Below are 16,360 nucleotides of genomic sequence, written 5' to 3' on the forward strand. Positions count from 1 at the left end.
AGGCACCGGCGTTTTTTTACACGCGTGTCTGCTGTTATCGGTCTGCCGTCACTTGCCCGACGGCCAGCGCCCGCCCAGTGCGCGCGTGGCTTCCGCCGCGGCGTCCTGCACAAGCTTGCCCATCTTCTTGACGGCGGCGGGCGAGTAACGCTCTTTCGGACCCGACAACGAGATGGCGCCGCAGATGTCGCCGTCCGGTCCGAAGACCGGGCTGGCCACCGCCGCGCAATTGGGGTCGCGTTCGCCCATGGAGGTGAGCATCAGCCCGGCCTGCGACGGCGGCTGGCCGTCAACCAGATACGCGGTGAGCAGCTTGCCGGCCGCGCCCTTGTCCAGGGGCAGCAGGTCGCCGACGCGGATGCGGTCCAGCGTGGAATGATGCGAGTCCACGCGCAGGAGGCACACGCGCGACTGCGCGTCGTGGTAGACGTGAAAGGACGCGCTTTCGGTGCCTTTGTCGACCAGCCCCTGCAGCAGCGGCAGGATGGTTTCGGTCAGGCGGTAGGTGGCCTCGTAGGCGCGCCCCAGATGGTGGGCATACGGCCCCAACGCATAGCGCCCGTCGGCGCGGCGCACCACGAGGGCGGCCTTTTCGAGTGAAGCGATGAGCCGCAAGAGCGTGCTCTTGTAGAACCCCGTGGCCCGGGAAAGATCGGCAAGCGTGATGGGATCGGTGCGTTGCGCGACGGCCCCGACGATGGTCAGGGCGCGTTCGACGGCGGCGACGCCGTCGGTGGAATTATCCTGAGTAGGGGTACGACTCATTGGAATGATAGGGGGGTGATTACGCGGTGGTTCCCGAGTCCGGATCGATCACCCGGCTGATGACGGGGAAATAGCGGTTGCCGTGCCCCTGGGCGAGCGCCGCGTCGAACCAGTGATCCACGTTGCGGGCTCCCAGCGCCTGTACGCCGGTCTGTTCTGCCAGCGCCAGCGCGTAGCGCAGGTCTTTGCGGGCGTAGTCCACAGGGAAGGCTTTTTCGGGAAAGTCTGCGGGCAGAATAGCCTTTAAGCCGTGGTTGCGCAACGCGAAGCTGTCCGCCGAACCGCGTGTGAAGGTCTCCAGCAGGACGCGCGGATCGACCCCCGAACGGCGTGCGATCGCGCGGGCTTCGGAAAGCGCGACCACCGTTTCGAACAGCACCATGTTGTTCAGGATCTTGACGACCTGGCCGCTGCCGACCGGGCCGCAATGCGTGATTTCGTTGGCAAACGTGGAGACCAGCGGCTTGACGCGCGCGAACGTGTTTTCGTCGCCGCCGATCATGACCGACAGCGTGCCGGCCTCGGCCGCGGCGCGCGTGCGGGCCACCGGCGCATCGATGAAGGTCGCGCCCTTGGCCGCAAATTCCCCGGCCAGTTCGCGCGTCACGTCGACGGGCGAGGTGCTCAGGTCCACGATCAACTGGCCGCTGCGCGCGTTCGCCAGCAGGCCGTCGGCGCCGCGGGCAAGCTGCGCCACGACTTCGCCGGACGGCAGCGACAGGAACACCACGTCGCATTCGCACATGATCTGCTGGGCGGTCGCCGCCGTGACGTTGTGCGCGGCCAGCCGTTGCAGGGGGGCGGGATCGTTGTCGCAGCCCAGCACGGGCACGCCGCCCTTGACGGCCAGATTGCGGCAGATGGGTTCGCCCATGACGCCCAGGCCGATGAAGCCGGCTCGTTGAAATTCAGGCATGAGGATAGTCTCCGATGAAGTGTTGGAGGGGCCGCGCCGGCGGCCCCGGATGATGTTGGGGTAAGGGGCGGCCTACATGCCGAAGTAGATGCCCTTGGATTGCTGATACAGGCGCAGCCCGCTCACGCCCTTTTCGCGCCCGATGCCGCTTTGCTTGAAGCCGCCGAAGGGCGTGGAGATGGACAGCTGCTTGTACGTGTTGATCCAGACGCTGCCCGCTTCCAGGCGCCGGGCCACGCGCCAGGCGCGCCGGTAGTCCGGCGTCCAGACGCCGGAGGCCAGGCCATAGGCGCTGTCGTTGGCCTGATCGATCAGATCGTCTTCGTCATCGAACACCAGCGCGCACAGCACCGGTCCGAAGATCTCTTCGCGCACGACGTGCGCGTCCCGCGACAGGCCGCCGAGGATGGTGGGGCGGTAGAACGCGCCGGTCTCCAGCGCCTTGCCCTCTGGACGCGCGCCGCCCAGCAGCACCTCTGCGCCGTCGCGGCGTGCGCCATCGACCATGCCTTCGATCTTCTCGCGATGACCGAAGGACGCGATCGGGCCCATCTGCGCGCCGTCGGCGTCGGGCAGGTCCACCTTCAGGCGGCTGGCGCGCGCCACGAGCTTCTCGATGAAGGCCTGGGCGATGCTGCGCTGCACGTACAGCCGGGATCCGGCCACGCAGGACTGGCCACTGCCTTCGAAGATGCCGCCGATGACGCCGTCAATCGCGGCGTCCTGGTCGGCGTCTTCAAACACGATGTGCGGTGACTTGCCGCCCAGCTCCAGCGCCACGGGCATCAGCTTTTCCGCGGCGGCATGCGCGATGGCGCGGCCGCTGCCGGTGCCGCCCGTGAACGACACCATGCGCACGCCGGGGTGCTCGACCAGACGCCGCCCCACGGTGGCGCCCAGACCGGTCACCACATTCAGGATGCCCGGCGGCAGGCCGGCCTCGAGGGCAATGCGGCCCAGCGCCAGCGCCGGCGACGAGGTGACCTCGGAAGGCTTGAGGATCACGGCGTTGCCCGCGGCCAGCGCGGGCGCCACCTTCTGCGCCTCCATCGTGAGCGGCGAGTTCCACGGCGTGATCGCCACGACCACGCCATAGGGGTCGTAGTGCGTCATGGACAGATAGTTGCCGCGCGCGGGCGTGACCTCCGCGCCCAGCGTTTCGCACACGCCGGCGTAGTAGCGGAACGTGGCCGCCGCGCTGGCGACCTGCGCCTTGCACTCGGCCCAAACCTTGCCGTTTTCGATCATCTGCAGCCGCGCGAGCAGCGGCGCGTTCTGGTCCATGCCGTCGGCGATGCGGCGCAGGATCGCGGCGCGCTGGTGCGGCAGCATGTCCCGCCACGCCGGTTGACGTTGTGCGTCCCAGGCGGCTTGAACCGCCTGGTCGACCTGCGCATCCGACGCCGCGCTGATCCGGTAGTTGCGGGCGCCGGTGGCGGGGTTGATGGATTCGAAGGCGGCGGCGTCCTGCGCGATCCATTCGCCGCCGATCAGCATGGGTTTAAGGGTTTCCGATGATTCGGACATGAAGTGTCGTTCCTCTCTTGATGGCTCTGTTTCGCGCCGGCGGCAAGCGGCCGGCGCGCATTTATTCGTTGACAGCCCGGGTTTGAAAAAATATAAAATAGAATAAGCGTTCTGCACAATGAAACGACAAGAATAAACCAAACTTTCAATCGATGACAAGAGGAGACCTACCCATGCAACGCAATTGGCTGCGTGCGCTGGCTTGTGCCGCGACGCTGTTCACGGCGGCGGCGCACGCCGACACCTACCCTTCGAAACCCGTGTCGATGATCGTGCCGTATCCGGCCGGGGGCGCCACCGACGTGGTCGCGCGCGCCGTGGCCGAACGGCTCACGCAGTCGTGGGGACAATCGGTCATCGTTGAAAACCGCGCCGGCGCCGGCACGACGATCGGCGCAAGTTCCGTGGCCCGCGCGCGCGGCGACGGCTACACGCTGTTCATGACGACGTCCGCGCACACGATCAGCGGCCACCTGTACAGCAAGCTCAGCTACGACCCCGTCAAGGACTTCGCGCCGATCACGCTGGTGACCAAGGTGCCGCTGGTGCTGGTGGTCAACCCCGCCATTCCGGCCAAGACGCTGCCGGAGTTCCTGGCCTACCTGAAGCAGAACGGCGGCGCGGTGAACTTTGCCTCGCCGGGCAACGGCACGGCGCAGCACCTGAGCGGCGAACTTTTCAAGATCGCCACGAAATCGACCATCACGCACGTGCCGTACCGGGGCGACGCGCCGGCCTTCACGGACCTGGCGGGCGGGCAGGTGCAGATGATGCTCGCCACCATCACGTCGGCGCTGCCGCTGATCGAGTCCGGCAAGCTGCGTGCGCTGGCTGTCGCCAACGGTAAGCGGGTGCAGGCGTTGCGCGACGTGCCGACGTTCGCCGAGGCGGGCATGCCCGGCTTCGAGGCCGCGACCTGGTTCGGCATCCTGGCGCCCGCCGCCATGCCGCAGGAACAGGCGCAGCGCATCTATGAAGACGTATCGAAGATCGTCGCGACGCCCGAAATGCAGACCCGCATCGAAGGGCTGGGCGGCGAAGTCGTCAACAGCACGCCCAAGGCGTTCGCCGCCTTCATGCAGCAGGAAGAGGAGAAGTGGGGCCAGGCCGTCAAGGCTTCCGGCGCCGTCGCAGCGCAGTAGACACCAACGCAATCCGCAGCCGCGCGCCAACGCAGCGCCCGGCGCGGATCCATGCAATCACGGAGGAGACACATCATGACAGTTGCAAAATGGCTGGCAGCAGGCGCGTTCGCCTGGTGCGCCGCAGTGCCGGCAGTGGCAAGCGCGGCCGACTATCCCAACGCCCCGGTCAAGTTCGTCGTGGGCTTCAGCCCCGGCAGCACGATCGACATCGTGGCGCGCATCGTCGGCGACGCGCTCGCCACCCGCATGGGCCAGACGTTCGTGGTCGAAAACCGGACGGGCGCGAACGGCATGATCGCCGCCCGCATGGTGGCGCAGGCCAAGCCCGACGGCTACACGATCCTGGTCAGCAATTCCAGTTCGATCACCGTCAACCCCTTGCTCTACAAGGATCTGCAGTACCACCCGCTGAAGGACTTCGAGCCGGTGACCACCGTGGTGTCCGTGCCTTTCATCCTGACCATCAACGCCGAGAATCCGCGCGTGGCCGGCGTGAAGGACGTCAAGTCGCTGGTCGACCTGGCGCGGCGCAATCCCAACACGGTCAGCTACGGGTCGGCCGGCAACGGCAATCTGATGCACCTGGCGGGCGCGCAGCTGGCCACGATGTCGGATGTGCAGATGCTGCACGTGCCGTACCGCGGGGCCGCGCCGATGGAGGCGGGGCTGTTGTCCAAGGAAGTCGATTTCGGCTTTGACACGCTGTCGGGCGTGCCGCTCATCAAGGCGGGCAAGCTGAAGGCGCTGGCCGTATCCACCGCGCAGCGCTGGCATGACCTGCCGGATGTGCCCGCCGTGGCCGAGCTGGGCTACCCGGACTTCGACATCTCATTCTGGGTCGGCGTGTTTGCGCCGGCGGGCACGCCGCCCGCCATCGTGGACCGCCTTAACCGCGAGATCGCCGCAGCGGCCAAGGATCCCGCGGTGCGCGCGCGGCTTGCGGCGCAGGGCAATCCCTCGACGCAATCGCCCAAGGAGTTCCGGCAAAAGATCGCCGACGAACTCAAGCAGAACGAGACGCTCATCAAGCGCGCAAACATCAAGATCGACTGAGCCGCGGCGGCGGTGGCCGCGCGGGCAACTGGCAGGAAGGAGCACAAGGTGTCCTGGGAAAAAGAACTGCAGGAATTGGCGCTGCGCAAGGAACTGGCGGCGCGCATGGGGGGCGAGGCGAAGGTGCGCCGGCACCGCGAGAACGGCAAGCTGCCGGTGCGCGAGCGGATCGAAAAAATGGTCGACCCGGCGTCATTCCGGGAAGTGGGGGCGCTGGCGGGCAGCGGCGACTATGACGCGCAGGGGCGCCTGACGGACTTCACGCCATCGAACCTGCTGATCGGGCGCGCCAAGGTGCAGGGCAGACCTGTCGTCGTCGCGGCCGACGACTTCACCGTGCGCGGCGGCGCCAACGACGGGGCGGTCGGCGACAAGCTGGTGGAATCCGAGCGCATGGCGCAGGACCTGCGCGTGCCGCTCATCCGGCTGGTCGACGGCACGGGCGGCGGCGGATCGGTGCGCAACATCGAGATCAAGGGCCACACGCTGCTGCCCAAACTGCGCATGTGGCCGCTGATGGCGCAGAACCTGGCGACAGTGCCCGTCGCGTCGCTGGCGCTGGGATCGGTGGCCGGCCTGGGCGCGGCGCGCGTGGCGGCCAGCCACTACTCGGTCATGGTGCGCGACACCTCGCAGCTCTTCATCGCGGGTCCGCCCGTCGTCGCCCGAATCGGCCAGAACCTGGACAAGAATGAGCTGGGCGGCAGCGATATCCATACCCGCAATGGCGTGGTGGATGACGAGGCGGAATCCGAAGAAGACGCCTTCGCACGGGTGCGCCGCTTTCTTTCGTACCTGCCGCGTTCCGTGCATGAGCTGCCGCCGCGCGCGGCCGAGCCCGGCCGTGCAGGCGCCCAGGACTGGCTGCGGGACGCCATTCCGGCCGACACGCGCGCCGTGTACAAAATGCGGCCGATCCTTGAGGCGCTGGTCGACGGGGGGTCGTTCATGGAGATCGGCAAACGCTGGGGCCGCGCCGTCATCACCGGGCTGGCCCGCATCGATGGCTGGCCGGTGGCGGTGTTTGGCAGTGACCCCTATCACTACGGTGGCGGGTGGGATGGCCCGGCCGCCGAAAAATTCACCCGCTTGCTGGACCTGGCCGAAACGTTCCATCTGCCCGTCGTCAACCTGGTCGACGTGCCCGGGTTCCAGATCGGGCTGAACGCCGAGAAGGCCGGCGCCATGCGGTACGGCGTGCGTGCGCTGACGGCCGTCGCGCAATCCACGGTGCCGTGGTGCTCGATCATCGTGCGTAAGGCGTTCGGCGTGGCGGCGGGCGGGCACCAGAGCGCGGGCCGCTTCAACTTCCGCTACGCATGGCCGTCGGCCCAGTGGGGCTCGCTGCCGGTGGAGGGCGGACTGGAGGTTGCCTACAAGGCGGAGATCGAGGCCGCCGAGGACCCGCAGGCCAAGATGCGTGAGATCGAAGCGCGCGTCCGCAGCCTGACCTCGCCCTTCCGCAGCGCCGAAGCCTTCGTCGTGGAAGACATCATCGATCCCGCCGCCACCCGTCAGGCGCTGGAGGAATTCGTGGAGCTGGTGGCGCCGCTGCGCGAACCCGGCCCGCGCGCCTTCGGCTACCGACCGTGACGCCGCGCCAGGAGCCCAACATGAAACGAGTCATCGTGGCCAATCGCGGCGCCGTCGCCCGGCGCGTCATCCGCGCCTTGCGCGGCCTGGGCATCGAATCGGTCGCCGTCTATTCCGAGGCCGACCGTGATCTGCCGTATCTGTCCGAAGCGGACCTGACCGTTCCGATCGGTGCATCGCCCGCCACGCAGAGCTACCTGAACCAGGAAACGCTGCTGCGCGTGGCGCGTGAATGCGGTGCGGATGCCCTGCACCCCGGTTATGGCTTCCTGTCCGAGAACGCGGCGTTTGCCGAGGCCGTGGAGCAGGCTGGCCTGATCTTTGTCGGCCCGTCGCCGCGCTGGATCCGGATGCTGGGACACAAGACCCAGGCGCGCGACGCCATGCGGGCGCTGGGGATGCCGATGGCGCCAAGCAGCGACGTGCTGGGGGACGACATTGCGGCGCTGCGCCGCGCCGCCGAAGACCTCGGGTATCCGGTGCTGATCAAGCCGGCGTCGGGCGGCGGCGGCATCGGGATGCTGGCGCTGGAGGGGCCGCAGGATGCCGAAGCGCAATGGTCGCGCGCGCGGCAGATCGCCGAACGCAGTTTCGGCGGCTCGGACCTGTATCTGGAAAAGCTGCTGCGCGACCCGCGCCACGTCGAGTTCCAGTTCCTGGCCGATCGCCACGGGCAGGTGCGCTGCCTGTACGAACGCGACTGCTCCACGCAGCGCCGCCACCAGAAGGTGCTGGAGGAAGCGCCGGCGCCTGCGCTGCCGCGTGCGGCGGTCGAGGCCATGGGCGCGCGGCTGGAGACCATGCTGGCGGGAATGGGCTACGACGTGATCGGCACGGTGGAGATGCTGTACACGCCCGATTCCGGCTTTTCGTTTCTTGAAATCAACACCCGCCTGCAGGTCGAGCACGCCGTGAGCGAAGCGGTGACCGGCGTGGATCTGGTGGCGGCGCAACTCAGGCTTGCGGCCGGTGAGCGCATGCAGGACGTGCTGCCGGCCGTGCCGCAGCTGAATGGCCACGCCATCGAGGCGCGCGTGTATGCCGAAGATCCGGTGCGCTTCCTGCCGTCGCCCGGCCCGCTGCGTGTATTCCAGCCGCCGGAGATGCCCGGCGTGCGCATCGAAACCGGCTACGCGGAAGGCTGCCGCGTCTCGAGCCACTACGACCCGATGCTGGCGAAGGTGATCGCGCATGCCGCGACGCGCGACGCGGCGCTGGATCTGCTGGCGGCCGCGCTGGGGCAGTTCCGCGTCGAAGGCGTCAAGACCAACATTCCTTTTGTGCGCCGGGTGCTCGAAGACCCGGCTTTCCGCGCGGGGCAGGTCAGCACCGGGCTGGTGGGACGCATGCTCGAAGCGGCCCAGTCACAGGCCGCGTAGATCCCTCGCAGTTGTCATACCGAAACAGTCATACCGATAACGATCAGGAGCAGGCAATGTTCAAAGTGGAAACCCCCGTGGTGGGCCGTGTGGTCGCCGTCACCGTCAGCCCCGGCCAGCGCGTCGAGGCAGGCGACAGCGTCGCCAAGGTCGAATCGATGAAGATGGAAATCCCCGTGGAAGCGGAGCGCGCGGGCGTGGTGGCGCGCGTGCTTGTCAACGAGGGCGACGAGGTGGACGAAGGCCAGGCCGTGGTCGAACTGGAGTGACGCGGCCATGCTGATCCACACGGAACGCAGGGAAGCGGGGCGCGTCGCGTTGCTGACGTTGCGCAATCCGCCGGTCAACAGCCTGAGCGCGGCGCTGCGCGCCGAGCTGCACGCGGCCATCGACGCCGCGTTGGTTGACGAGGCGGTGCGCGCGCTGGTGCTGGCGGGCGATGGCGATTTCTTCTGCTGCGGCGCGGAGATTCGCGAATTCAACACGCCGCTGCCGGCGCGTGAGCCGACGCTGCGGTCGCTCATCGCACAGATCGAGGGCGCGGCCAAGCCCGTGGTGGCGGCGATTCATGGCGCGGCGCTTGGCGGGGGCCTGGAACTGGCGCTGGGCTGCCACTACCGCGTGGCGCAGGCCGGCGCATCGTTGGGGCTGCCCGAAGTGAAGCTGGGCGTGCTGCCGGGCGGGGGCGGCACGCAGCGCCTGCCGCGACTCGTGGGCGTCGAACGGGCGCTGTCCATGATCGGCGGCGGGGATCCCGTCGACGCCCAACTGGCGGCGGCGTGGGGACTGGTCGACCAGGTCTGCGCGAAGGATCTGATCGAAGAGGCGTCGGCCTACGCGTTGGCCGTCGCGGACGCACCGCTGGCCCCGCGCATCGTGGGTGCACGGCCGGTGGCGACACCCGCCGATCCCGGCGTCTACGAACGCGCCCGCCAGGAGGCCGCGCGGCGCTTCCGCGGCTGCGTGGCGCCGCTCGCCTGCGTGGATTGCGTGGAATACGCCGCGCGTTCAACGCTGAATGAAGGACTGGCGTACGAGCGTGAACGCTTCCTGGAACTGGTGAACGGACCGCAGTCCAAGGCGCAGCGGCATCTGTTCTTCGCCGAGCGCGCCGCGGTGAAGTTGCCGCCCGAATGGCGCGCCCAGGCGCCGATCGGCACGGTGGGCGTGGTGGGCGCGGGCACGATGGGCGGCGGCATCGCCATGAGTCTTGCCAACGCGGGACTGGACGTGGTTCTGGTCGAACGCGACGCGCAGGCGCTGGCGCGCGGGTGGGACGTGATCACGAAGAACTATGCCGCCACCGCTGCCAAGGGCAAGCTGAGCGCCGCGCAGGTCGAGGAACGCCAGGCGCGCATCCGCACCAGCCTGCACCTGGACGATCTGCGCGAAGCGGATCTGGTCATCGAGGCCGCCTTCGAGGACATGGCCGTCAAGCGCGAGATCTTTCAGGCGCTGGACCGCGTCTGCAAATCCCCCGCGATCCTGGCGTCGAACACGTCGCGGCTGGATATCGACGAGATCGCCGCTTTCACGGGACGTCCCGCGCAGGTGCTGGGCATGCACTTCTTCAGTCCCGCGAACGTCATGCGGCTGCTCGAGGTGGTGAAGGGCCGCGAAACCGATGGCAACGTCGTCGCCGCCGTGTTCCGGCTGGCGCGCAAGATGGGCAAGCTGCCGGTGCTGGTCGGCGTGTGCGACGGGTTCGTCGGCAATCGCATGGTCAGCCCGTACACGCGCGAGGCGCACTTCCTGCTCGAAGAAGGCGCGACGCCGGCGCAAGTGGACGGCGCGCTGCAGCGTTTCGGGCTGGCGATGGGACCGCTGCGCATGGCCGACATGGCGGGACTGGATATCAGTTGGGCGTTCCGCAAGCGCATGGCCCCCACGCGGCCGGCGCACCTGCGCTATTCGCGCGTGGCCGACCGCCTGTGCGAGCAGGGCCGCTTCGGACAGAAGACGGGCAGTGGCTTTTACCGCTACGAGGCCGGCAGCCGCACGCCGCTGGAAGACGCCGATGTGCTGGCGCTGATCGAGACCTGCGCACGCGAAGACGGCATTGCGCGACGTGTCATTTCGGACGAAGAGATCGTGCAGCGCACGATGTATGCGCTGGTCAACGAAGGCGCGCGCATCCTGGAAGAGGGCATTGCGCGCCGCGCGTCGGACATCGATGTCATCTACGTGAACGGCTACGGATTCCCGGTGCATCGGGGCGGTCCCTTGTTCTACGCCGAGCAGCAGGGGCTGGCGCAGGTGCTGGCGACGATCCGGCAGTTTCACGCGGCGCACGGCGAACTCTGGCGTCCCGCGCCTTTGCTGGAACGGCTGGTCGCGCAGGGTCAAACCTTCGCGGACTTGTAATGAACAGGGGCGCCGTGGATGCGTCCCGCAGAAGAATCAGGAGACAGGGCAATGCAGAGGGAAATGGAGGGCGCCGCGCCAAGCGGGCCGCAGGAACAGTTTTTTTCGAATCTCGCCGAGGGCCGCTTCCGGATCCAGCGTTGCGCGGCCTGCGGCGCGCATCAGTTCTTTCCGCGGGTGCTGTGCATGCACTGCGGCGCGCAGGATCTGGCGTGGACCGAGCCGTCGGGCGCGGGCACGGTCTATTCGTTCAGCATCGTGCGGCGCAAGCCTGATGCAGGCGGCGACTACAACGTGGCGCTGGTCGATCTGCAGGAGGGTGTGCGGATGATGAGCCGCATCGACGGCGTCGCGCCGGAGAGCCTGCGCATCGGCATGCCGGTCCGGGCGCGCGTGCTGCGCGGCGAAGGGCAGCCGCTGGTGGTGTTCATTCCGGCGGAGGTCGCATGATGTCGTTGGAATCGCTGCGCGGACAGGTCGCCATCGCGGGGGTGGGACATGCGGGCCTGGGCGAAGCCCACGGGTTTACTGAAATGGAAGTGCTGGCGCAGGCCGCCGCACGCGCGGTTGCGGATGCGGGCCTGACCATGCGCGACATCGATGGGCTGGCGACGTGCAGCTCGTCGGCCACGATGTGGAGCATGCCGGTCGCCGAGTACCTGGGCCTGAAGCCGCGCTACATCGAGGCCACGATGCTGGGTGGATCCAGCTTCGTCTCGCACCTGCTGCCGTCGGTGATGGCGCTGGTGTCCGGGCAGTGCAATGCGGTCCTGGTCTGCTACGGCAGCACGCAGAAGACGGCGGTGTTCGGCCGCAAGGAGGGCGTCAAGGCGCGCACGCTGTTGGATCCGCAGCCGTTCGAGTACCCGTACTCGCCCCTGTCGCCCGTGACGTCCTACGCGCTGGCGGCCGCCCGGCACATGCATCAGTACGGCACGACACGCGAGCAGCTTGCCGAAGTGGCGGTGGCGGCACGGGCCTGGGCACGCCTCAACCCTGAGGCGGCGATGCGCGACCCCCTGTCGATCGCGGACGTGCTGGCTTCGCGTCCGGTGTCCGATCCCCTGACCGTGCGCGACTGCTGCCTGGTCAGCGACGGCGGCGGCGCCTATGTGATGGTCCGCGCGGACCGCGCGCGCCAGTTGAAGCAGCCCCCCGTTTATGTGCTGGGCAGTGCGACGGCGGTGTGGAACCGCCAGATTTCGTCCATGGAGGACCTGACCGTCACCGCGGCTGCGGAGTCGGGCAAGCGCGCGCTGGCGATGGCGGGCCTGACGGTGGCCGACGTGGACGTGGCCGAGCTGTACGACGCCTTCACGGTCAACACGCTGCTGTTCCTGGAAGACCTGGGCTTTTGCAAGAAGGGCGAGGGCGGGGCCTTCGTGCAGGGCGGGGCGATTGCCCCCGGCGGCCGGTTGCCGGTCAACACCAATGGCGGCGGACTGTCGTGCGTGCATCCCGGCATGTACGGCATCTTCCTGGTGATCGAGGCCGTGCGCCAGCTTCGGGCGCAGGCGGGCGAACGGCAGGTGCCAGGCGCCGACATCGCGCTGGTGCACGGCAACGGCGGCACGTTGTCCAGCCAGTCCACCGCCATTCTCGGCGGCCCGGCCACGCACTGAGATTCCAGGAGAAAGAGCCATGCTGGACAAGACAGTTGATTCCCTGGCGGCCGCGGTGGCGGGCGTGCAGGACGGGGCGGTGATCCTGATCGGCGGATTCGGCGCCTCGGGCGTGCCGACCGAGCTGGTCTGCGCGTTGCTGGATCAGGGCGCGCGCGAGCTGACCATCGTCAACAACAACGCGGGCAACGGCAAGCGCGGGCTCAGCGAGCTGGTGCAGGCGGGCCGGGTGCGCAAGATGATCTGCTCGTTCGCGCGCTCGTCCGACCGCAAGAACCCGAACGCCGCGGCCTTCGCGGACGCGTACCGGGCCGGCAAGGTCGAGCTTGAATGCGTTCCGCAGGGCACGATGGCCGAACGCATGCGCGCGGCGGGCGCTGGGCTGGGTCCATTCTTCACGCCCACGGCCTTCGGCACTCCGCTCGCGCGGGGCAAGGAAACCCGCGTCATCGACGGCGTGGGCTACGTGCTGGAGTCGCCGCTCAAGGGCGACTATGCATTCGTCAAGGCGCGCACGGCGGATCGCTGGGGCAACCTGGTGTACCGCTACGCGGGCCGCAATTTCGCGCCGGTCATGTGCATGGCCGCCGCCACGACGGTGGCGCAGGTGGACGAGATCGTGGACCTGGGCGGAATCCCGCCCGAACACGTGATGACGCCGGGCATCTTCGTCAAACGGGTGGTGCAGGTGGGAGCGGGTCATGGGCTTTGAAAAACTCAGCCGGCGCGACATCGCGCGCCTGGTGGCGGCGGACATCGAGGACGGCGCCTACGTCAATCTGGGCATCGGCATTCCGACGCAGGTCTCGGCCTTTCTGCCGCCGGGCCGGGACGTGATCCTGCACACCGAGAACGGGATCGTCGGAATGGGGCCGGGCGATCCCGGCGCGCCGCTGGACCTGGACCTCATCAACGCCAGCAAGGAGGCAGTGACCCTGTTGCCGGGCGCGTCCATCACGGACCACGTGGTGTCGTTCGCCATGATGCGCGGCGGCCATCTGGACCTGACGGTGCTGGGCGCGTTCCAGGTGTCCGAAAAGGGCGACCTCGCCAACTGGGACACGGGCGCGGCCGACACCATACCGGCGGTTGGCGGGGCCATGGATCTCGTGGCCGGGGCGCGCCAGGTCTACATCACGATGGAGCACGTCACCAAGGACGGGCAGCCCAAGATCGTGCGCGAATGCACCTACCCGCTGACCGGCGCCGGGGTCGTGGACCGCATCTATACGGACCTGGCCATCCTGGACGTGACGCCGGCAGGCATGCAGGTCAGGGCGATGGTGGCGGGGCTCACGTTCGACGAGCTGCAGGCCCTCACCGGCTGCCCGCTCGCGCTGGATCCTGGCTGGCGGACGCTCTCGGCGCAATAGCGGACCGCCGCGCCGGGCGGCAGCGCCGGCGGTCAGCAGCGCTGCCAAGACAGCGATTCCCGTGATTTCCCCGTGTTGACACGGCCAGTTTTCAATCCTTAGAATGTTCTTACAGAAAGAATAAGCGTTCTGCATATAAGAACGCACCAAAAAGGGAAGAGACAATGCAAACCCAAGCCATGCCCCCGCGCGACGCGGGCGGCGCGCAGCTTGCGCAGCGTTTTCGTGACAGCGCGCTGTCGTTTTCGCGGCCGCGCCAGGTCGACATGGATCTGCTGGTCCGGTTCGGCGCCCATCCGGTCCTCGTGCGCATCCGCGACGGGCGCGTCACGGCGGCCGAGGTCCCCGCGGCCCCGCTGCCTTCGTGCGACGTCGCAATGCAGGCTTCGGAAGCCGCCTGGTCGCACTTCTGGCAGGCCGTGCCGGACGCCGGCTGGCACGACATCTTTGCGCTCGCCAAGCGCGGCGAATTGCGCATCGACGGCAATCTCCAGCCGCTGATGGCGCATCTGCAGTTCGTCAAGGATCTGCTGGCCTCGGCGCGGGAGGTGCAGGCATGAGCGCCGCACTGGAACCCATCGTCGGCCGCTACGTGTCGTTCGACATCGCAGGCCGGCGCTGCCGCGTCTATTTCGAGGAAGCGGGCGAAGGCATACCGCTGGTGTGCCTGCACACCGCCGGCGCCGATGGCCGTCAGTACCGGCACATGATGTGCGACCCGGACATCACCTCGCGCTATCGCGTCATTGCGCTCGACCTGCCGTGGCACGGCAAGTCGTATCCGCCCGAAGGCTGGCAGGACGAGGAGTACCGGCTTTCCACGGACCTGTACGTCGAGACCGTGATGGCCTTCTGCCATGCGTTGGCGCTGGACCGGCCGGCGCTCATCGGCTGCTCCATCGGCGGGCGCATCGTGCTGCAGCTCGCGCATCTGCATTCCCGTGATTTCCGTGCGCTGATCGGCGTCGAAGCCGCCGATCACCAGGCGCCCTGGTACGACACGTCATGGCTGCATCGCGGCGACGTGCATGGCGGCGAGGTCTGCGCGGCGCTGGTGTCCGGGCTGGTCGCGCCCCAGTCGCCCGCCGTGCATCGCCACGAAACGCTGTGGCAATACATGCAGGGCGGTCCCGGCGTGTTTCGCGGCGACCTGCACTTCTATCGCGTGGACAGCGACGTGCGAGGCCGCCTGGATGGCATCCGCACCGACCTGTGTCCGCTCTACCTGCTGACAGGCGAATACGACTTCTCCTGCACGCCGGAAGACACCCTGCGCACCGCCGCCAGCATCCCGGGCGCGCAGGTGACCATCATGCGCGAATTGGGACATTTCCCGATGAGCGAAAACCCCGAGCAGTTCCGCGGCTACGTGCTGCCGGTGCTGGACGCCATCGCCCGCCAATAGAGCAGGCATTACCGACGGGCCGCTGGGGCCCGCATCCTCAGGAGACAACATGCGTTATCCGATCATCCTGGCCGGCGCTTTCGCGCTGGCCGCCGCAATACCGGCCCACGCGCAGGAAACGCTGAGGCTCGGCGCGCTGGTCACCCTGTCCGGCGCGGGCGCCGCCTGGGGGCAGGGCATGAAAAACGCCGCGGAGGTCGCGGCCGATCAGGTGAACGAGGCGGGCGGTCTGGAAGTGGGCGGCAAGAAGTACCGCGTGCAGGTCGTGGCCTATGACGACAAGTACCAGGCGAACGAGGCCGTCACGGTGGCGAACCGCCTGGTGTTCGAGGACAAGGTGCGCTACGTGATCGGTCCGGTGGGCTCCGCGCCGGTGCTGGCGATCCAGCCGATGACCGAGAAGAACAAGGTCATCCTGTTGACGCTCGGCTTCACCTCCAAGGCGCTGGCCGCCGACAAGCCCTACACCTTCCGCCCCAACGTCACGACCGCCGAAGTCTCGCAGCCGCAGATCGACTGGCTGGTCAAGGCGCAAGGCCTGCGCAAGGTCGGCGCGCTGTTTCCCAACGACGAGACCGGCCAGCAGATCGCGCTGGACCTGGAGGCCGCCTACAAGAAGGCGGGCGCGGCGCTGGCCACCAAGGAGTTCTTCGAGCGCGACCGCGTCGACTTCGTGCCCCTGCTGACCCGCATGATGGCGCGCGGCATCGACGCCATCGAGCTGGACGGCAATTCCCCCACCACGGCGGGCCTCATCGTCAAGCAGGCGCGCGAACTGGGCTTCGAGGGCAAGATCGTGCGCACGGGCGGTCCGGCCACGCAGGAGATCGTCAACGTGGCGGGCAAGCAGGCGACCGAAGGCATGCTGGTCCACACGCCGATCGATCCGGACCTGCCCGCCACGCAGGCCTACGCCAAGCGCTACGCGGCCAAGTACAAGCACGCGATGAACGGCTTCAGCCCGGCTTTCTATGACGGCACCAACATGCTGTTCGAGGCCATGCGCCGCGCGGGCACGGTGGAAGATACCGAGCGGGTGCGCATCGAACTCGAAAAGCTGGACGGCTTTGAAGGCTCGCTGGGCAAGCTGAGCTGGACCGGCCAGGCCAGGTACGGCATCAATCACCAGCTCAATGCGCCGTTCTACGTGGCCGAGGTCAAGGATGGCCGCGAGGTCATCCGCGCCCGCTGCACGGTCGAGGGTTGCCGCTAGCGCGG

Annotated in this window: 16 protein-coding genes; 13 read left to right on the forward strand and 3 right to left on the reverse strand. The window is 68.1% G+C overall.

Annotated features, from left to right (window positions below; translation table 11 throughout):
* Positions 1 to 48: 48 nt before the first annotated feature.
* The 3 genes from RT697_RS05420 to RT697_RS05430 all read right to left on the reverse strand — a co-directional run bounded on the left by RT697_RS05420 (position 49) and on the right by RT697_RS05430 (position 3,208).
* The gene (locus RT697_RS05420) at positions 49 to 765 is read right to left on the reverse strand and encodes an IclR family transcriptional regulator C-terminal domain-containing protein (protein ID WP_313697331.1); all 717 of its coding nucleotides are present in this window, start codon (positions 763 to 765) and stop codon (positions 49 to 51) included.
* A gap of 19 nt (positions 766 to 784) precedes the next feature.
* A complete protein-coding gene (locus RT697_RS05425) occupies positions 785 to 1,681 on the reverse strand; it encodes an NAD(P)-dependent oxidoreductase (RefSeq protein ID WP_313697332.1) in 897 nt (298 codons plus the stop codon).
* Positions 1,682 to 1,753: 72 nt separating this feature from the next.
* Positions 1,754 to 3,208: an aldehyde dehydrogenase gene (locus RT697_RS05430; RefSeq protein ID WP_313697333.1), complete on the reverse strand. Its 1,455-nt coding sequence runs from the start codon at positions 3,206 to 3,208 to the stop codon at positions 1,754 to 1,756.
* Between the two features lie 173 nt (positions 3,209 to 3,381).
* Here RT697_RS05430 and RT697_RS05435 point away from each other — a divergent pair, with 173 nt between their 5' ends.
* The 13 genes from RT697_RS05435 to RT697_RS05495 all read left to right on the forward strand — a co-directional run bounded on the left by RT697_RS05435 (position 3,382) and on the right by RT697_RS05495 (position 16,355).
* Positions 3,382 to 4,350: a tripartite tricarboxylate transporter substrate binding protein gene (locus RT697_RS05435; protein WP_312430450.1), complete on the forward strand. Its 969-nt coding sequence runs from the start codon at positions 3,382 to 3,384 to the stop codon at positions 4,348 to 4,350.
* 75 nt (positions 4,351 to 4,425) lie between these two features.
* Positions 4,426 to 5,406, forward strand: coding sequence for a tripartite tricarboxylate transporter substrate binding protein (locus tag RT697_RS05440; protein ID WP_312430449.1), 981 nt, complete (start codon positions 4,426 to 4,428; stop codon positions 5,404 to 5,406).
* A 105-nt stretch (positions 5,407 to 5,511) separates the two neighbouring features.
* Complete coding sequence (locus tag RT697_RS05445; RefSeq protein ID WP_409517402.1) at positions 5,512 to 6,999, forward strand: acyl-CoA carboxylase subunit beta; 1,488 nt, start codon at positions 5,512 to 5,514, stop codon at positions 6,997 to 6,999.
* Positions 7,000 to 7,019: 20 nt separating this feature from the next.
* Positions 7,020 to 8,378, forward strand: coding sequence for an acetyl/propionyl/methylcrotonyl-CoA carboxylase subunit alpha (locus tag RT697_RS05450; RefSeq protein WP_313697335.1), 1,359 nt, complete (start codon positions 7,020 to 7,022; stop codon positions 8,376 to 8,378).
* Positions 8,379 to 8,434: 56 nt separating this feature from the next.
* Complete coding sequence (locus RT697_RS05455) at positions 8,435 to 8,647, forward strand: acetyl-CoA carboxylase biotin carboxyl carrier protein subunit (RefSeq protein WP_105237757.1); 213 nt, start codon at positions 8,435 to 8,437, stop codon at positions 8,645 to 8,647.
* A gap of 7 nt (positions 8,648 to 8,654) precedes the next feature.
* Entirely contained in the window at positions 8,655 to 10,742 is a 2,088-nt protein-coding gene (locus tag RT697_RS05460) for a 3-hydroxyacyl-CoA dehydrogenase NAD-binding domain-containing protein (RefSeq protein WP_313697336.1), read from the forward strand.
* A gap of 51 nt (positions 10,743 to 10,793) precedes the next feature.
* On the forward strand, positions 10,794 to 11,192 hold the full coding sequence (locus RT697_RS05465) for a Zn-ribbon domain-containing OB-fold protein (protein ID WP_313697337.1): 399 nt from the start codon (positions 10,794 to 10,796) through the stop codon (positions 11,190 to 11,192).
* A complete protein-coding gene (locus tag RT697_RS05470; protein ID WP_313697352.1) occupies positions 11,192 to 12,364 on the forward strand; it encodes a thiolase in 1,173 nt (390 codons plus the stop codon). The genes RT697_RS05465 and RT697_RS05470 overlap by 1 nt, the downstream gene beginning before the upstream one ends.
* A gap of 19 nt (positions 12,365 to 12,383) precedes the next feature.
* On the forward strand, positions 12,384 to 13,076 hold the full coding sequence (locus tag RT697_RS05475) for a 3-oxoacid CoA-transferase subunit A (protein ID WP_056568172.1): 693 nt from the start codon (positions 12,384 to 12,386) through the stop codon (positions 13,074 to 13,076).
* Complete coding sequence (locus RT697_RS05480; protein ID WP_313697338.1) at positions 13,066 to 13,737, forward strand: 3-oxoacid CoA-transferase subunit B; 672 nt, start codon at positions 13,066 to 13,068, stop codon at positions 13,735 to 13,737. The genes RT697_RS05475 and RT697_RS05480 overlap by 11 nt, the downstream gene beginning before the upstream one ends.
* 164 nt (positions 13,738 to 13,901) lie before the next feature.
* On the forward strand, positions 13,902 to 14,297 hold the full coding sequence (locus RT697_RS05485) for a hypothetical protein (protein ID WP_313697339.1): 396 nt from the start codon (positions 13,902 to 13,904) through the stop codon (positions 14,295 to 14,297).
* The gene (locus RT697_RS05490; RefSeq protein WP_313697340.1) at positions 14,294 to 15,142 is read left to right on the forward strand and encodes an alpha/beta hydrolase; all 849 of its coding nucleotides are present in this window, start codon (positions 14,294 to 14,296) and stop codon (positions 15,140 to 15,142) included. The genes RT697_RS05485 and RT697_RS05490 overlap by 4 nt, the downstream gene beginning before the upstream one ends.
* 49 nt (positions 15,143 to 15,191) lie before the next feature.
* Positions 15,192 to 16,355 carry an ABC transporter substrate-binding protein gene (locus RT697_RS05495; protein WP_313697341.1) on the forward strand — a complete coding sequence of 388 codons (1,164 nt, stop codon included), beginning with the start codon at positions 15,192 to 15,194 and terminating at the stop codon, positions 16,353 to 16,355.
* Positions 16,356 to 16,360 lie beyond the last annotated feature (5 nt).

This window comes from Achromobacter sp., assembly GCF_032113835.1.
In the GTDB taxonomy this organism is placed as follows: Bacteria; Pseudomonadota; Gammaproteobacteria; order Burkholderiales; family Burkholderiaceae_B; genus Achromobacter.